Genomic DNA, 16747 nt, shown 5'->3' with positions numbered 1-16747 from the left:
CTCCCACCTGTTGATCATCAGTCAATTTTTCTCCAGCCACAGACTTTTCCCGTTCTCCAAGGGTCAACATCCTTCAAGCACCTTGACCCAGGAGATACCCTCAAATGACTACCCCCAAAGCCCTGTTGATCCTTCACGGCAAACAAGCCCTGAACGAGGACGTGCGTGCCGCCGTGCTGGCCCGACGTGAGCAGGGTTGGGAGTTGGCGGTGCGGGTGACGTGGGAGGGTGGTGATGCCCAGCGGCTGGTCGATGAAGCCCTGGCTGACGGCTACACCCATATCATCGCCGGCGGCGGCGACGGTACGCTGCGCGATGTGGCCGAGGCCATGGCGCTGGCCAAGGCCGACGCCAGCCTGGTGTTGATGCCCCTGGGCACCGCCAATGACTTTGCCAAGGCCGCGGGCGTGCCGTTGGAACCGGCCGGCGCCCTGGCGTTGCTTGACGTCGAGCCCAAGGCCATCGACCTCGGCCAGGTGGGCGGGCAGATCTTCCTGAACATGGCCACCGGCGGTTTCGGTAGCCAGGTCACGGCCAACACCTCCGAAGACCTGAAGAAAGTCCTAGGCGGCGCCGCCTACCTGTTCACCGGTTTGTCGCGCTTCAGTGAATTGAAGGCCGCCTACGGGGAGCTGGAAGGCCCGGATTTCCACTGGAAAGGCGAGCTGCTCGCGCTGGGTATCGGCAACGGTCGCCAGGCCGGTGGCGGGCATGTCCTGTGCCCCGGCGCATTGGCCGATGATGGATTGCTCGACGTCAGCATCCTGCCAGCCCCCCAGGAAGTGGTCGGCACCCTGCGTGAATTGATGAACAATGGCTGGGGGCTGGACACCATGTTCGTTCGCGCACGTCTGCCATGGGTCAATATCAAGGTCGCCCAAGGCTTGTACATCAATCTCGATGGCGAGCCGCTGGAAGGCGACGACCTGCATTTCGAAGCGTTGCCCAAGGCGCTTCGCGTGCATCTGCCGCTGGGTTCGCCGTTAGTCGTCCAGGCTGATGATTTGCTCACGCACGGCGAATAACACCAGGCCCGCCACGTCGAAAATCTGCAAGCGCTTCATGATCTGCGAGCGATGGGCCTCCACTGTCTTGATGCTCAAGCCCAGGCCATGGGCAATTTCCCGGGTGGACTTGCCACGTACGATCAAACGCAAAATCTCCAGTTGCCGCGCCGTCAGGTTATGGCTGTGGGCAACGGGGGCGCTGGGGCTCTGGCTGCGGATCAGCGCCTGGTTGATCACCGTGTGGGCGATGGCGGGGCTCAGGTAGCGTTCGTTGTTACGCAGGGCCAGCAGCGCATGTTCCAGCTCGTTGGCGGTGGTGTCCTTGAGCAGGTAGCCGTGGGCTCCGGACTCCAGCGCGCGCATGATCAGGTCTGGTTCGGTGTGCATCGACAGAATCAGCACCTTGCAGTTGGGGTAAAAGCGCTTGAGTTGCTGCAAGGCATCCAGCCCACCGGTGTGCCGCATCGACAGATCGAGCAGCACGATATCCGGCTGCAAGGCGCTGTATTGCGCCAGCAGTTGTGCGCCATCGCTGGCTTCGCCGATGACGCTGTAGCCGGGAATATCCAGAATCAGCGCACGCACACCGGCGCGAATCAGTGCGTGGTCATCCACCAGGAGTAAATTGCAGGTCACTCGAGAACCTTAGGGGCGCTGGCCCGTTCGAGAGCGCGGGGCGCCCAGGGGAAAAGTGCGTTGATACGGGTGCCGTTGCCAGGCTGGCTGCTGATGGAAAAGGTGCCCCCCAGCTGGTGTGTCCGTTCGCACATACCGGCCATGCCCCGTTGGCCTTCCCGGCCCGGGTCGGGGGCAGGCGAGAACCCCTGGCCGTCATCGCAGATCATCAGCGACAGGCCTTCAGGCAGGCGTTGCAGGCGCACCAGCAGGTTGCGCGCCTTTGCATGGCGAAGCATGTTGGTCACCGCTTCCTGGGTGATGCGAAAGACCGCCACGGCCACTTCTTCGGGGATGCCGGTGAGCCGTTGCTGACACTCCAGGCTCCAGCACACCTGGGTGTTTTCCAGGGTCTTGAGCAGGTGCGCGCGCAGGCTGGCTTCCAGGCCCAGGCTGGTCAGTTGGCGGGGGTTGAGGATGGCGCAGACGTCGCGCACCTTGGCCAGGGTTTCATTGAGCGTATTGCACAGCACCGTGCAATGGGTGTTCAGGTCCGGGGGCAGGCGGCGCTGCAACCATTCGCTTTGCAGTTTGGCGGCGGTCAGCAGTTGGCCGATATCGTCATGCAGTTCGCGGCTGAGCCGGTGGCGTTCGTTCTCCTGCACTTGCAGCAAGCGGTCGGCCAGCTCCTGGGGCTCGAACTTGATGGCTTTGCGCGAATTCCACTGTTGCAGTCCCACCACCACCAGCGTGGCGAAGTTGAGCAGCAGGATCGGCAACGGCAGCGGCGCGTCCTGCAGATAGGCCCACAGGCTGCCCAGCAATGAGCACAGGCACAGCGCAAGGGTGAGTCGGCGCACATGGCTGCGGGACACGGACCTGGCGATAAGTGACTTGAAACTCGCGTACATAGCGGATGGAGCCAATGAGGGTTCACTGCGGTGAGGCCGGTTGACCGGGCTCTGTTTGGAGTGCGCTGCCAAATCGTCTTTAAGCATGTTGAAGTTAAATCACTTCGAGCGGGGCATAGTACCACCCCGCTTACCGTTGGTCGCCTGATTGGTTTATGGCCCACACAAATACTCTGGCCGTTAATCCCAGAGTTGAAAGCGGAAAGTTGTATTAACGAAGTTGGTTTGTATAATTATTACATTGATGGCTAATTGATATTTTCCCATTGCGTCCAAGCCGGTCGTTTTTAGATAACTCGGCAGTTAAATACGACCTGCACGACGCTCACGACCCATGATGCAGATGCTGCGGCGGTGTACGGCTCAAATCCTTTTGCGGGATCTGCAAGGCAACCGTTGCGATCAATGAAGTTTGCTCGCTGTCATCCAGGCTCAGTTCACCGGTGCGGGTGTCGATCAGTTCCAGTTGCCAGGCCAGCAGGGTCAGGCAGTCATGCAGCGCGTCCAGCGCCTCGTCATGCAACTGCAGAGGGCTTTGGGCATTGGCGATCAGATTTTGCAGATGCCCCGAGAACTCGCTGATTGCCTGCAGCGCCAGGCCATCGGCTTTTTCAGCCAGTTTGGCCAAGCTGGCTTTCATGCAGTCGATGGCGTCGCTGTCGTTGCGGATCAAATGCAGATGGCTCAAACACTCTTCGGATTTGCCCAGAAGCAGTTGAGCCTCGCCCAGAAATGCGAGAAGTGCTGTTTGCCATTCGTTTGCGCTATTCATCATGCAAGTCTCCGCAACGTAAGGTCGGGTGATGAGATGTCGCACCGGGTGAATGGCTTAAAACTAGCGCTGAAATACGACTTGGACTTGTAGGTCGCTTCCGATGTTTCAGTAGGACGTTTATTGAAATGCTCACGAAAGTCGTATGTAGCCCCTGGGGTACGGGATGACACGACTTCAGTTGCCGATACGTGAGTGCCTGAAAGGCCCGTGGGCCAAGGGCTGGGGATGGCAAACAAAAGCCTGACTCCATTCATGCAATGAGAATGGCGTCACATTAATGGCTATTAGATATCGCGAATATCAGGTTGGGCCTGATTGCGTATAGGGGAACCCCCTATATGGTGGAACTGCACGTCGGTTCGACTGTCGCGCACGGCGCCTTGAAACAGTATTAAGGGCCGAAGCAGTAAAGCATGATGTCAGTGTGACATCAATGGATTTACATGGCATTTTATTGGGGTCAAGGTCCGGCGCTTGCCGCCGATAATGTACCTATACGACTGCACACCCTCTCAACGCGCCTGCGGCGTGTACACCAGGAGCTTTTAATGGCCGGCATTCTCGACACGGTAGATCAACGCACGCAATTGGTGGGTGAGAATCGCCTGGAAATTCTCATGTTCCGCCTCTTCGGTCGGCAGTTGTTCGCGATCAACGTGTTCAAAGTGCAGGAAGTGCTGCAGTTACCCAAGCTGACCCTGATGCCCCAGCGCCACCCATTCGTGTGCGGGGTGGTCAACCTGCGGGGCCAGACCTTGCCGGTGATCGACTTGTCCCAGGCCATCGGTATGCGCCCTTTGGTGCCGGGGCCCAACAGCACCATCATCGTCACCGAATACAACCGTTCGGTGCAGGCGTTTCTGGTGGGCGGCGTTGACCGCATCGTCAACATGAACTGGGAAGCCATCCTGCCGCCGCCGACCAGCGCCGGTCGCCAGCACTACCTTACTGCCATCAGCAAGGTCGATGACCAGTTGGTGGAAATCATCGACGTGGAAAAAGTCCTCGCCGAGATCGTGCCCTATAACGCCAAGGTCTCGCGGGAAAAACTCGAAGACCCGGTGCTCGAACGTGCCCGTGGTCGCGAAGTGCTGTTGGTGGACGACTCCAACGTGGCCCTGTCGCAGTTGCGCGATACCCTGGGACAGTTGGGGGTGAAGATGCACATCGCCAGCGACGGTCTCAAGGCGTTGAACATGCTCAAAGCCTGGGCCGACAGCGGCCAGGTGATGACCGACAAGCTGCTGATGATCTTCACCGACGCCGAAATGCCCGAGATGGACGGCTACCGCCTCACCACCGAAATCCGCAACGACCCGCGCCTGCGCGGCCTCTATGTGGTGCTGCACACCTCGCTGTCGGGCAGCTTCAATGAGTCAATGGTGAAAAAGGTCGGCTGCGACAATTTCCTCTCCAAATTCCAGCCGGACAAGCTGGTGGATGTGGTGCGCGAGCGACTGATGTTGGACGAAGTGCCCGCCTGACTTTAGGATGACACTTTGTTTCCCAGGAAGGCAGGCCCATGCTTCGTCTCAGCGCGTTGTACCGTTACCCCCTCAAATCCGGCAAGGCCGAAGCCTTGCAGCACATCGGCCTGGATAAACTCGGCCTGCAAGGGGATCGACGTTGGATGCTGGTGGACGAAGCCAGTGGGCGGTTCCTGACGCAGCGGGCGGTGGCGAAGATGAGCCAACTGTCGGCGCTGTGGAACGACGCGGGCGGCCTGACCTTGAGTTCGCCGGGCTACTCATCGTTGGAGGTGGCGTTGCCGGAGGGTGCCAGTGAACTGCGCGGCGTGACCATCTGGCGCGACACCCTGCGCGTACCCGATGCTGGCGATGAGGCGGCCGCCTGGGTCAGCGAGTTTATCGGCAAGCCTACGCGCCTGGTGCAGCTTCCCCTGGAACGTGCGCGCACCACCGAAGCCGGCTACGGCAAGGATGACGACAAGGTCGGCTTTGCCGACGGCTACCCGCTGTTGCTGATCGGCCAAGGCTCCCTGGATGACTTGTGTGAGAAGATCGGCCGCCCGATGGAGATGCTGCGTTTTCGTCCCAACCTGGTGATCGAAGGCGCCCAAGCCTTTGCCGAGGATGGCTGGAAGCGCTTGCGCATCGGCGATGTGGAGTTCCGGGTGGTCAAGCCGTGCTCGCGTTGCATCCTCACCACCATTGATCCCCGCACCGGCGAGCGCAGCCCCGACCGCGAACCCTTCGCGACGCTGGAGACCTATCGCAAGACCGAGAAGGGCGCGATGTTCGGCCAGAACCTGGTCAACGATGGCATCGGCCACTTGGAAGTCGGGATGCCGGTGACGGTCCTGGAATAAAAAATGCCCGTCTCGCTGGAGACGGGCATTTTTGTTTACCGGTGATACTTAGCCGCGGTATTCACACAGGTAAGCGGTGTCTACGGCGACCTTCAACTGGAACTTGCTGTTGGCCGGTACGTTGAACTGGCTGCCGGCGGCGAAGGTTTCCCACTCGGCGTCGGGCAGTTTGACGATCAGTGCGCCGCAGACCACATGCATGATTTCACGCTGGGCGGTACCGAATTCGTATTCACCCGGAGCCATCACGCCGATGGTCGCCGGACCTTCTGCAGTGCCGAAAGCGATCGACTTGACGGTGCCGTCGAAGTACTCGTTGACTTTGAACATGGGTGAATCCTCGGAAAAAGGGTCTGGAAAGGTCGGCCAGTATGCCCAAGCCCACGGGAGCTGCCTAGACCGGCAAAATCAACGGTAACAGGCGTGCGGTGTTACGCGCGTCTTCCAGGGCGCGATGCTGTTGGCCATTGAACTGCATCCCCGCCAATTGCAGCGCACCATTGAGCCCCAGTGGTTTGTCCAGGCGCCGGGCCTTGGCAAAGCGTTGCTTGAGGTTTACATGGGGCGTTTGCCCCAGGGCGCTGGACAGGCCATGGCGCTGCCATTCGAGTTCAAGTTGCACGCGATCGTAATCACCCCAGCTGGCCCAGCCTTCCAGGCGTGCCTGGTGCTGGCCCAGCCAGCGCTCGAACAGCGGCCACACCTCGGTGATCGGTGTGGCTGCATCGATATTGGCTTGGGTGATATGGGTCAGCTTGCGGCAAAAGGGCGTCAGCAACGGCCGTCGCAGTGGCCGCACAAAGCGCTGAAAGTGATCCAGTTCGCGGCCCTGGCGGTTGACCAGGCTGGCGCCGATCTCGATGACTTCCATCTCCGTCACGGGCCAACCGCCGTCATCCGTTGTGGCTTCAAGGTCAATAATCAGCCAATGAGGCATGGTGCAGGTTCCCGTACTCGTCCCTTTCTGATGGGGATAGAGCGTAGCCCGGCCCTGTAGTTCCGCCTAGGGCGTTATTCGATCTGTAGCAAAACCTGACGATTGCGCACCTGATCGCCCGCCATGACCTGCACCGCCTTGACGATGCCGTCGATCCCGGCCTTCAGCGGGTGCTCCATTTTCATCGCTTCGAGCACCAGCAACAGTTGGCCTTTGGTGACTGTGTCGCCGACGCTGACCTGGATATCGACAATGGCGCCATCCATCGGCGCCTTGACCGTGCCACTGCTGGCATCCACCTGGCGGCTGGCGACCTGCTGGGTGCGGTTGGTCACCTTCACGCCGGGCAGCCACAGTTGGGTATCGTCGATGTAGTAGGCGGTACGCCGCCGGATGCCGTTGAGCACCCAGGTGGCCCAGCGACCGTCGATGGTGAATTGCAGGTCGTCGACACTCACGGTGTGGGTTTGGCCATTGACCTCCAGGCGGTAGGTGCACGGCACATTGGCGGTGTTGCGCCATCCCGCCAGGCCTTGGGGATGCTGGTCGGCGCTGTGCCGGTAAAACAGCGCTGCGGCCAGGCTGAGCTGTTCAGTCGATGGCGCCTGGGGCGGTAGCTGGCCGAAGCGTTCGGCGATAAAGGCGGTGCTGAACTCGCCGGCGATAAAATCCGGCTGCTTGAGCAAATCAACCAAAAACCGCTGATTGGTGGTGACACCCAGTAGCACGGTGTCTTCCACTGCCCGCAGCAACTTTCGGCGAGCTTCTTCGCGAGTGGCGCCGTGGGCGATGATCTTGCCCAGCATCGGGTCGTAGAACGGGCTGATGGTTTCGCCTTCGCGTAGGCCATGGTCGATGCGCACGCAGGCGGCAGGCTCCCAGCGCAGCACGTCACCGGTTTGCGGCAGGAAGCCCTGGGCCGGGTCTTCGGCGTACAGGCGCACTTCCATGGCGTGGCCGCTCAGCACCACATCGGCTTGTGCCAGCGGCAGCGGCTGGCCGGCGGCGATGTGCAGTTGCCAGGCCACCAGATCGAGGCCGGTGATCAGCTCGGTCACCGGGTGTTCGACTTGCAGGCGCGTGTTCATTTCCAGGAAATAAAACCGACCATTGCGATCGAGCAGAAACTCCACGGTACCGGCGCCGACGTAGCTCACCGCCCGCCCGGCCTTGAGCGCCGCGTCGCCCATGGCCTGGCGCAGTTCGGGCGTCATCACGGGGCAGGGCGCTTCTTCGATGACTTTCTGATGGCGGCGCTGGATCGAGCAGTCGCGCTCGCCCAGGTAGATCAGGTTGCCATGGCGATCGCCGAACACTTGCACCTCAACGTGGCGCGGGTCGATCAGGGCCTGCTCAAGAATCAGTTCGTCGCTGCCAAAAGCGTTCATTGCCTCAGAGCGCGCAGTGCGCAGTTGCTCCAGCAGCTGTTCAGGTTGGTGTACCAGGCGCATGCCACGCCCGCCGCCACCGGCGCTGGCCTTGATCATCAGCGGGAAGCCGATGCGCTCGGCTTCCTGTTGCAGCGTGGCGTCGTCCTGGGCGCTGCCTTGGTAACCGGCGATACAGGGCACACCGGCGTCGAGCATGGCGATCTTCGACAGGCGCTTGCTGCCCATCAGCTCGATGGCTTCGCTGCTGGGGCCGATGAAAACGATATGGGCGTTCTGACAGGCGCGGGCGAAGTCGGGGTTTTCCGAAAGGAAGCCGTAGCCGGGGTGGATGGCGTCGGCGCCGGTGCGTCGGGCGGCGTCGAGGATGGCGGCGATGTTCAGGTATGACTGTTGTACGGGAGCCGGGCCGATATTCACGGCTTCGTCGGCCATCTGCACGTGCAGGGCATGGGTGTCGGCGTCGCTGTACACGGCCACGGTGCGGTAGCCCAGGGCTTGGGCAGTGCGCTGGATACGGCAGGCGATCTCGCCGCGGTTGGCGATCAGGATTTTGGTGAAGGCGGGCATTGGGTTATCCCTTACTGGATGTGGCGTGTGTTGGGGCCTCTTCGCAGGTAAGCCAGCTCCCACATTTGAAATGTGTTCCCTGTGGGAGCTGGCTTGCCTGCGATGGCGTCATCGAGACCAACCCGGCTTTCGCTTCTGCACAAACGCCTGCGTCCCCTCAATCCCTTCCTCGCTTCTCACCGCCTCGGCAAACCACTGCGCCCCGCGGTCCAGTACTGCATCAAGCGGCTCATCCACGCTTGCCAGCAACAGGGATTTGGTTCGCGCATTGGCCCCCGGCGCGCACTGCAATACCTGCCCCAACACTTCATCCAGCCGCTGCGCCAGTGCCTGGGCATCGTGCTCGACAAAATGCACCACGCCCAAACGGCCAGCCTCGACCCCATCAAACCGCGCCGCCGTCAGCGCCAGCCGCCGTGCCTGGGTCAAGCCGATGCGCTTGACCACAAACGGCGCTATCTGCGCCGGCAACAACCCCAGGGTGGTCTCCGGCAAGCCGAACTGCGCCTTGTGTTCGGCGATCGCAATATCGCTCACACAGGCCAACCCAAACCCACCGCCCAGCACCGCGCCTTGCAGCACTACGATCACCACCTGCGGCAGCGCTTGCACCTCTTGCAGCAAGGTGCCAAACGCGCGGTTCAACGCGTGTAACTGATCCCCCGCGCCGACCAGGTCCTTCACATCGGCCCCCGCGCAGAAATGCCCCCCCGCACCGCTGATCACCACGGCGCGTACCTGTCTGTCCAATTGCGCCAGTACTGCACGCAGTTCCTTGACCATGGCCAGGCTCATTGCATTGCGGCATTCGGGCCGGTTGAGGGTGATATGCAGCACGCCGTTATGGGCTTCCAGCAGCAGGGTACTCATGGTTTTTTACCGGGCAGGGTGCCCATCAGTTTGCAGATGATGCCCAGCATGATTTCGTCGGCACCGCCGCCAATCGATACCAGGCGCACGTCGCGGTAGGCGCGGGCCACCGGGTTGTCCCACATGAAGCCCATGCCGCCCCAATATTGCAGGCAACTGTCGCTGACCTCACGGCCCAGGCGTCCGGCCTTGAGCTTGGCCATGGACGCCAGGCGAGTCACGTCCTGGCCCTTGATGTACTGCTCGGTAGCCTGGTAGACCAACGCACGCAGACACTCGATTTCGGTGGCCAGTTCGGCCAGGCGGAAGTGGATCACCTGGTTGTCGATCAGCGCCTTGCCGAAGGTCTGGCGCTCTTTGCAGTATTCGATGGTGCTGTCGATGCAGTACTCCAGGCCCTTGATCATATTGGCCGCGCCAAATAGGCGTTCTTCCTGGAACTGCAGCATCTGCATCATGAAGCCTGCGCCTTCATGGCCGATGCGGTTGCGCTGAGGCACACGCACGTCGTCGAAGAACACCTGGGCGGTTTCGGAGCTGTGCATGCCGAGCTTTTCCAGGGGCGGGCTGACGCTGATGCCCGGCGTGTTCATCGGCACCATGATCAGCGACTTGTTGATATGCGGCTTGTCATCGGAGGTGTTGGCGAGCAGGCAGATAAAGTCGGCGCTGGGCGAGTTGGTGATCCACATCTTGCTGCCGTTGATCACATAGTCTTCGCCGTCTTTACGCGCATGGGTCTTGAGCCCGGCCACGTCGGAGCCGGCGCCGGTTTCCGACACGCCGATGCAGCCGACCTGTTCACCGCTGATGGCCGGGCGCAGGAACTCTTCGCGCAATTCATCGGAGCCGAAGCGAGCCAGGGCCGGGGTGCACATGTCGGTCTGCACGCCGATGGACATGGGGATGCCGCCACAGCGGATGCTGCCGAACGCTTCGGCGGCGACGATGGAGTAGCTGTAGTCCAGGCCCATGCCGCCGAACTGCTGCGGCTTGGAAATGCCCAGCAGGCCCAGGTCGCCGGCCTTGCGGAAGATCTCATGGATGGGAAAGCGCCCGGCTTTTTCCCACTCGTCGACATGGGGGTTGATCTCGCGGTCGACGAAGGCGCGCACGGTGCGGCGCAGTTCCTGGTGTTCCTGGGTGAAGATCATTTTTATTGTTCTCCTGATTAGAATCGCGCCACACCAAAGCTGTTCGGTTGCAGTTGCCTTAGTTCAGCCTCATGGCAGATATCCAGCAGGAACCCAAGCAAGGTGCGGGTATCCCGTGGATCGATCAACCCGTCATCCCACAGATTGGCGCTGCCGTAGAGCGCCGTGGACTGGCTGTCGAGCTTCTGCGCGGTGACCTGTTCGAGCATGTCCAGCACCTTTGGGTCGGGCACCAGGCCGTCCTTCAACTGCTTGGCCTCGGTGACGATGCGCAGCACCTTGCCGGCTTGCGCGCCGCCCATGACCGCTGTGCGGCTGTTGGGCCAGGCGAATATAAAGCGGGGGTCAAGGCCGCGCCCGCACATCGCATAGTTACCGGCACCGTAGGAGCCACCGACCACCACCGTGAGCTTGGGCACGCGGGCGTTGGCCACCGCCTGAATCATCTTTGCACCGTGCTTGATCACCCCTTGCTGTTCGGACTCGGTGCCAACCATGAAGCCGGTGGTGTTGTGCAGGAACAGCAGCGGCGTACGGCTCTGATCACACAGCTGGATAAACTGCGCGGCCTTGCTCGCGCCTTTCGGCGTGATAGGGCCGTTGTTGCCGATCACACCAACGGCGCGGCCCTGGATATGCAGATGGCCGCAGACGGTATGGGCGTCGAACTCGCTTTTGAACTCCAGGAAATGAGAGGCGTCGGCCAGGCGCGCGAGGATTTCGCGCACGTCGTAGGGCTTTTTCGGATCATCGGGGATCAGCCCCAGTAACTCGTCGATGGGGTACAGCGGCTCGGCATAGGTGTTTTTTACCGCTGGCGGCTGCCGGTCATTCCACGGCAGCAGGCCGACAATTTCTCGCACGATACGCACGCCATCGGCATCATTTTCCGCCAGGTATTCAGCGGTGCCGGCGGTTTGCGCGTGCATCTGCGCACCGCCCAAATCTTCGTCGCTGGCGACTTCGCCGGTGGCGGCCTTGAGCAGTGGTGGCCCGGCAAGGAACAGCTTGGCCTTGCCGCGCACCACCACCACGTAATCCGACAAGCCCGGCTGATAGGCACCGCCTGCCGTGGCCGAGCCATGCACCACGGTGATCTGCGGCAGGCCCATCGCCGACATGCGCGCCTGGTTGGCAAAGCTGCGCGCGCCTTCGACGAAAATATCGGCGGCATAATTGAGGTTGGCGCCGCCGCTTTCGGCGAGGGTCACCACCGGCAGTTTGTTCTCCATGGCGATCTGTTGCAGGCGCAGGGATTTCTTCAGGCCCGATGGGGAAATGGTGCCGCCCTTGATCGCGCTGTTGTTGACCACCACCAACATACGCACGCCGCTGACATAGCCGATGCCGGCGATCAGCCCGCCACCGGCGGCGCTGCCGTCCTTGTCGTCGTGGAGTTTGTAGCCGGCCAGGCTGGCCAGTTCCAGAAACGGCGCGCCCGGGTCGAGCAGCAGGTTGAGGCGCTCGCGGGGCAGCAATTGGCCGCGCTTGTCGAACTTGGGCTTGGCCTCCTCAGCCTTGGCCAGCAGGTTGTGTTCCAGTTGATGCAACTGGGCAATGGCGGCCAGCATGGCGGCGCGATTCTGTGCGAACTGTGGGCTGTGGGGATCGACCAGGGTTTCAATCGTCGGCATCGTGTTATTGCTCCGTCTTGAGCACATCCGGCAGATAGGCGCGGTGGAACCCATTGAAGGGTTGGCTCGGCGCCTGCGCCTTGTGCAGCGGCCATGCCCGACTGCCCAGGCTGGCGGCACCGTCGATGCGCAGCGTGCTGCCGCTGACAAAGGCCGCGGCCGGGCTGAGTAGAAAAACGATGGCCGCGCTGACTTCCGACTCGGTGCCGATGCGTTTGAGCGGCACATGCTCGCGCAAGGTGGGGATCACGGCCTTGAACGCGCCTTCATAGGTGTCCATGCCGCTGGAGGCAATCCAGCCGGGCGCCACGGCGTTGACGCGCACCCCGGCATAGCCCCATTCAAACGCGGCGGTCTTGGTGAAATTATCCATGCCCGCGCGCGCTGCGCCGGAATGGCCCATGCCGGGCATACCGCCCCACATGTCGGCGAGCATGTTGACGATTGATCCACCGTGCTTGCTCATCGACTGGTTGAACACTTCCCGCGCCACCAGGAAACCACCCACCAGGTTGGTGCGCAGTACGGTTTCAAAGCCCTTTTGGTTGATGGCGGCCAGGGGCGAGGGGTATTGGCCGCCGGCGTTATTGACCAGGCCATGGATGGGGCCATGGTCGTGCAGAATCTGCGTGACCAGCGCCTTCACCGCCTCTTCATCACGAATATCACAGACATGCCAATGGGCGACGCCGCCATCTTCGACAATTTCCGCTGCGACCTTCTGCAGTTTTTCCGGCTTGCGACCCACCAGGATCACGCGAGCGCCCAAGGCCGCCAGCTCATGGGCGGTGCAGCGGCCAATGCCACTGCCGCCTCCGGTGACAATCACGGTTTGCCCCTGGAACAGGTCGGCTTTGAAGATCGAGTCGAAGGCCACGGCGACGGTCCTTTAGGTGAGTTGGTCGGCAATGTGTTGCGGCACGGCGATGGGGATTTCCAGCAGTTGCTGGGCAAAGGCTTTGCCTTGCGGGTCGATGCGCAGGCTGGCGATACCACCGCCGCCCAGGGCATTTTCCAGCAGGAAATTCAGGCTGTGGCTGCCGGGTAGATACCAGCGCTCGACGCGGCCGTGACGGGGGTCGAGCACGTGGCTCATCCAGTCGACGATCACCTCCCGGGTCAGCGTTTCGGCGATCCATGGCAGGTAGTCGGGGTGGCGGGCGATCACGCCGATATTGCTGTGGTTGCCCTTGTCACCGGAGCGCGCCACGGCAAGTTTCACCAGGGGCACGCTGGCGTCGGCGCGGCCTTGGGGTTTGGGCGGTTCGATGGGGGCAGCGGGCGTGCGTAGGGGGAGCGCGGCGGGCAGTTCGACGGCATGGCGTTGGCCTTGATAATCGATGCTCAGTGCACAGGCCGCCTTGTCGATCAGAAACGAAAACAGCCGAATCAACGGGTAGACCGTAGGCCGCCCGCCGACGATGCCGGTGAGCCCCGGCGCCATGCCGGTGGCCGCTTGCGCGATCTCGCGGGCGAACAGCACCAGGGCCTGTTTGCTCGGGTGCCTCACGGCCAGTTTCATCACCACTTCGCGGCAATCCTCACGCCGGGCATGGGCGCCGTAGGTGGCTTCGCTGCCCAGCAGCTCAATGTTCACGTCGGTGTAGGGCGCCCAACCGCGTTGGCTGAACAGTTGCTCGGTCTTGTTGATGATCGCCTGGCTGACCCGCTCGGCCTTGGCCACCGCGTCGATCCCGGCAAGCAGGCAACTGGCGGTACAGCGGAAACCATCAGGATAGGTGGCGCTGACCTTGTACTGATCGGTGGGTGGCAGCCCCTTGGCGCCGTGCACGCGCACTGAATGCTTGCCTTGCTGCTGCAACTTGACCTGGCTGAAATCGCAGATCACATCCGGCAGCAGATAGGCGCGCGGATCAGCGATTTCATACAGCAGTTGTTCGGCCACGCTGAGTTCACTGATCAGGCCGCCGCTGCCTTCGACTTTGTTGACGGTGAACTGGCCGTCGGCGCTGACTTCGACGATGGGGAAGCCGATGTGCTCGTAGTCCGGTACGTCGCGCCAATCGGTGAAATTGCCGCCGGTGCACTGGGCACCGCATTCGATGATATGCCCGGCCAGGGCGGCCTGGGCCAGATGATCGTAGTTCTGCCATGACCAGTTGAACTCATGCACCAGGGCCGCGCTGACCACCGCGCTGTCGACCACCCGGCCGGTGATGACGATGTCGGCGCCGAGTTCCAGGGCCTGGGCAATCCCCGGCGCGCCGAGGTAGGCATTGGCGGACACGCACAAAGGTGGCAGCGGGGTGCCGTTGAACATGTCGGTGACGTTGGGCAGGTGTTTGAGTTGGGGGTGCAGGTCATCGCCGAGCAGCACCGCGATTTTCAGCGCAATGCCGGCCTGGTCGCAGGCCGCTTGCAAGGCGGCGGCGCAGGCCTTGGGGTTGATGCCGCCGGCATTGCTGATCACGCGGATGCCCTGGCGTTGGAGATCCGCCAGCAAGGGCGTGAGGACCTCGACAAAGTCCGTGGCGTAACCGGCCTTGGGGTCTTTCATGCGTGCTCCGGCGAGAATCGACATGGTGACTTCCGCCAGGTAGTCGAACACCAGGTAATCCAGGGCGCCGCCGTGCACCAATTGAGCGGCCGCCGTGCAGGTGTCGCCCCAGAAGGCGCTGGCGCAGCCGATACGAACCGTTTTGCTCATGAGAAATCCGTCCTCCAGGGGCTGGCGTCGAGACTACCAAGCAAGCGCTTGGTTTGTAAACTGTGCGCACAAGTTTTACCCAAGCGCTTGCTTGGGTGGCGGCCACGGCCTAAATTGCCGCCCAAGATGTCAGCACAAGTGAAGGAGAGCAGCATGGATGAGCACAAAGCCCTGGGGGTGATGCGCGCCATGGTCGCCGGTGGCCGATTGACCGACCCCGAGAGCGCCCGGGGCAAATTGCTGCAAACCGCGGCTCACCTGTTTCGCAACAAGGGTTTTGAGCGCACTACCGTGCGTGACCTTGCCAGCGCCGTGGGCATACAGTCGGGCAGCATCTTTCATCATTTCAAGAGCAAGGACGAGATTCTGCGGGCGGTGATGGAAGAAACCATCCACTACAACACCGCAATGATGCGCGCCGCGCTGGAGGAGGCGAGCACTGTGCGCGAGCGTGTGCTGGCGCTGATTCGCTGCGAGTTGCAGTCGATCATGGGCGGCAGCGGCGAGGCCATGGCGGTGCTGGTCTACGAATGGCGTTCGCTGTCGGCCGAGGGCCAGGCCCAGGTGCTGGCCTTGCGCGATGTTTATGAAGATATCTGGTTGCAGGTATTGGGTGAGGCCAAGACCGCCGGGTATATCCGCGGTGACGTGTTTATTACTCGGCGCTTCCTGACGGGCGCGTTGTCCTGGACCACTACCTGGTTCCGTACCCAGGGCAGCCTGACCCTTGAAGAATTGGCCGAAGAGGCCCTGCTGATGGTGTTAAAGGCGGATTGAGGTGCACGCTATTAATTTGAGGGCGAACGTTGTCTCCCCCGATAAAAACGCCTAGCTTAGCGCCATCAGAATATTCAACGGTGTGTGCCTCGATGTTTTCGCCATGGCGGCTGGCTGCAGGACTTGCATTATGGGCACTGGGCAGCGCCGCGTGGACGCAGGCGGGCGCTGCGCAATTGGTGAGGATCGGCGCGGCGCACTTTCCGCCTTACACCGTACGTCCTGAACAAGGTGCCGATACCGGTTTGCTGCCGCAATTGATCGAGGCCCTGAACGCTGCGCAAACCGACTACCAGTTTGTCTTGGTACCCACATCTATTCCCCGGCGTTTCCGTGATTTCGAGCAAGGCCGGGTCGACATGGCGATCTTCGAAAACCCGTCCTGGGGCTGGCGGGATATTGCCCATACCAGCGTCGACATGGGCCTGGAAGACGCAGAAATCTTCGTCGCCCAACGTCAGCCCGGTCGCGACGAAAGCTATTTTGCCGACCTTGCCGGCAAGCGCCTGGCAGTCTTCAGCGGCTATCACTATGCCTTTGCGGGTTTCAACCCGGATCCCAGGAACATGGCCCAGCACTTCAACGCCACCTTGACTTATTCCCATGACAGCAACCTGTTGATGGTCGCGCGTGGGCGGGCTGATATTGCCTTGGTGACGCGTTCGTACCTGAGTGATTTTCTGGTGCGCAATGTGGACATGGCCGGGCAATTTCTGGTGTCCGAGCGCATTGACCAGGTGTATCACCATTACGCGTTGCTGCGGCCCAAGGCACCGATCACGGCAGAGGCGTTTTCCGCATTGCTCAAGGGCTTGCGGGACAATGGGCAGATGCTGAAGATTTTCGAGCCGTATCGTATTGATCTGACGCCAGTGCCCTGAGGGGGATTTGAAACCTTTTTGATGGGGCCGAGGGAGCTGGCTCCCGTGACGGTCGGATAGCTGGCGCATATCTACCTGACACGCCAAGATCCAAATGTGGGAGGGGGCTTGCCCCCGATGGCGGCCTAAGAGCCGACCAGGATGTTGGATCAGACCGAGTACATATCCATTCCTGCGGTAACGGCCACTTAGGGTTCCGCTTTTACAGCGGGTCACTTTTGAAAAGCGCAG

At 61.5% G+C, this 16747-nt stretch carries 16 protein-coding genes; 5 read left to right on the top strand and 11 right to left on the bottom strand.

The window, feature by feature from the left end:
* Window positions 1–104 precede the first annotated feature (104 nt).
* Window positions 105–1025, top strand: a complete 921-nt coding sequence (yegS, locus tag E4P00_RS07005) for a lipid kinase YegS (RefSeq protein WP_032880078.1) — start codon at window positions 105–107, stop codon at window positions 1023–1025.
* Here yegS and E4P00_RS07000 read toward each other — a convergent pair.
* The 3 genes from E4P00_RS07000 to E4P00_RS06990 all read right to left on the bottom strand — a co-directional run bounded on the left by E4P00_RS07000 (window position 984) and on the right by E4P00_RS06990 (window position 3308).
* Window positions 984–1643, bottom strand: a complete 660-nt coding sequence (locus E4P00_RS07000; protein ID WP_005790019.1) for a response regulator transcription factor — start codon at window positions 1641–1643, stop codon at window positions 984–986. The genes yegS and E4P00_RS07000 overlap by 42 nt on opposite strands.
* On the bottom strand, window positions 1640–2533 hold the full coding sequence (locus tag E4P00_RS06995; protein WP_248131189.1) for a sensor histidine kinase: 894 nt from the start codon (window positions 2531–2533) through the stop codon (window positions 1640–1642). The genes E4P00_RS07000 and E4P00_RS06995 overlap by 4 nt, the downstream gene beginning before the upstream one ends.
* A gap of 325 nt (window positions 2534–2858) precedes the next feature.
* Complete coding sequence (locus E4P00_RS06990; protein ID WP_103733692.1) at window positions 2859–3308, bottom strand: hypothetical protein; 450 nt, start codon at window positions 3306–3308, stop codon at window positions 2859–2861.
* Between the two features lie 548 nt (window positions 3309–3856).
* Between E4P00_RS06990 and E4P00_RS06985 the strand changes: the two genes are divergently transcribed.
* Together E4P00_RS06985 and E4P00_RS06980 are read left to right on the top strand one after the other, a co-directional pair.
* Entirely contained in the window at window positions 3857–4792 is a 936-nt protein-coding gene (locus E4P00_RS06985) for a chemotaxis protein CheV (protein ID WP_005790014.1), read from the top strand.
* A 38-nt stretch (window positions 4793–4830) separates the two neighbouring features.
* Window positions 4831–5637 carry an MOSC domain-containing protein gene (locus E4P00_RS06980; protein WP_005790011.1) on the top strand — a complete coding sequence of 269 codons (807 nt, stop codon included), beginning with the start codon at window positions 4831–4833 and terminating at the stop codon, window positions 5635–5637.
* A gap of 48 nt (window positions 5638–5685) precedes the next feature.
* Here E4P00_RS06980 and E4P00_RS06975 read toward each other — a convergent pair whose 3' ends face one another.
* From E4P00_RS06975 to E4P00_RS06940, 8 genes are all read right to left on the bottom strand, one after another.
* Window positions 5686–5967 (bottom strand): pyrimidine/purine nucleoside phosphorylase, encoded by a 282-nt coding sequence (locus E4P00_RS06975; protein WP_032880083.1) that lies wholly within the window; start codon window positions 5965–5967, stop codon window positions 5686–5688.
* A 64-nt stretch (window positions 5968–6031) separates the two neighbouring features.
* Window positions 6032–6574, bottom strand: a complete 543-nt coding sequence (locus E4P00_RS06970; RefSeq protein WP_005790007.1) for an exonuclease domain-containing protein — start codon at window positions 6572–6574, stop codon at window positions 6032–6034.
* A 74-nt stretch (window positions 6575–6648) separates the two neighbouring features.
* A complete protein-coding gene (locus tag E4P00_RS06965) occupies window positions 6649–8532 on the bottom strand; it encodes an acetyl/propionyl/methylcrotonyl-CoA carboxylase subunit alpha (protein ID WP_248131025.1) in 1884 nt (627 codons plus the stop codon).
* A gap of 108 nt (window positions 8533–8640) precedes the next feature.
* Window positions 8641–9402 (bottom strand): enoyl-CoA hydratase-related protein, encoded by a 762-nt coding sequence (locus tag E4P00_RS06960; protein ID WP_216091899.1) that lies wholly within the window; start codon window positions 9400–9402, stop codon window positions 8641–8643.
* Window positions 9399–10556, bottom strand: coding sequence for a citronellyl-CoA dehydrogenase (atuD, locus tag E4P00_RS06955; protein WP_032880087.1), 1158 nt, complete (start codon window positions 10554–10556; stop codon window positions 9399–9401). The genes E4P00_RS06960 and atuD overlap by 4 nt, the downstream gene beginning before the upstream one ends.
* Before the next feature lie 17 nt (window positions 10557–10573).
* A complete protein-coding gene (locus tag E4P00_RS06950; protein ID WP_248131023.1) occupies window positions 10574–12190 on the bottom strand; it encodes an acyl-CoA carboxylase subunit beta in 1617 nt (538 codons plus the stop codon).
* A 4-nt stretch (window positions 12191–12194) separates the two neighbouring features.
* Window positions 12195–13067, bottom strand: a complete 873-nt coding sequence (locus E4P00_RS06945; protein ID WP_103733698.1) for an SDR family oxidoreductase — start codon at window positions 13065–13067, stop codon at window positions 12195–12197.
* A gap of 12 nt (window positions 13068–13079) precedes the next feature.
* The gene (locus E4P00_RS06940) at window positions 13080–14858 is read right to left on the bottom strand and encodes an acyclic terpene utilization AtuA family protein (RefSeq protein ID WP_248131021.1); all 1779 of its coding nucleotides are present in this window, start codon (window positions 14856–14858) and stop codon (window positions 13080–13082) included.
* A gap of 153 nt (window positions 14859–15011) precedes the next feature.
* Here E4P00_RS06940 and E4P00_RS06935 point away from each other — a divergent pair, with 153 nt between their 5' ends.
* Together E4P00_RS06935 and E4P00_RS06930 are read left to right on the top strand one after the other, a co-directional pair.
* On the top strand, window positions 15012–15635 hold the full coding sequence (locus tag E4P00_RS06935; RefSeq protein ID WP_005789994.1) for a TetR/AcrR family transcriptional regulator: 624 nt from the start codon (window positions 15012–15014) through the stop codon (window positions 15633–15635).
* 92 nt (window positions 15636–15727) lie between these two features.
* Window positions 15728–16516, top strand: a complete 789-nt coding sequence (locus tag E4P00_RS06930; protein ID WP_078821952.1) for a transporter substrate-binding domain-containing protein — start codon at window positions 15728–15730, stop codon at window positions 16514–16516.
* Window positions 16517–16747 lie beyond the last annotated feature (231 nt).

It is taken from the genome of Pseudomonas sp. B329, assembly GCF_023127835.1.
Lineage (GTDB): Bacteria > Pseudomonadota > Gammaproteobacteria > Pseudomonadales > Pseudomonadaceae > Aquipseudomonas > Aquipseudomonas synxantha_A.
This window is presented reverse-complemented; position numbering and strand designations above follow the sequence as displayed.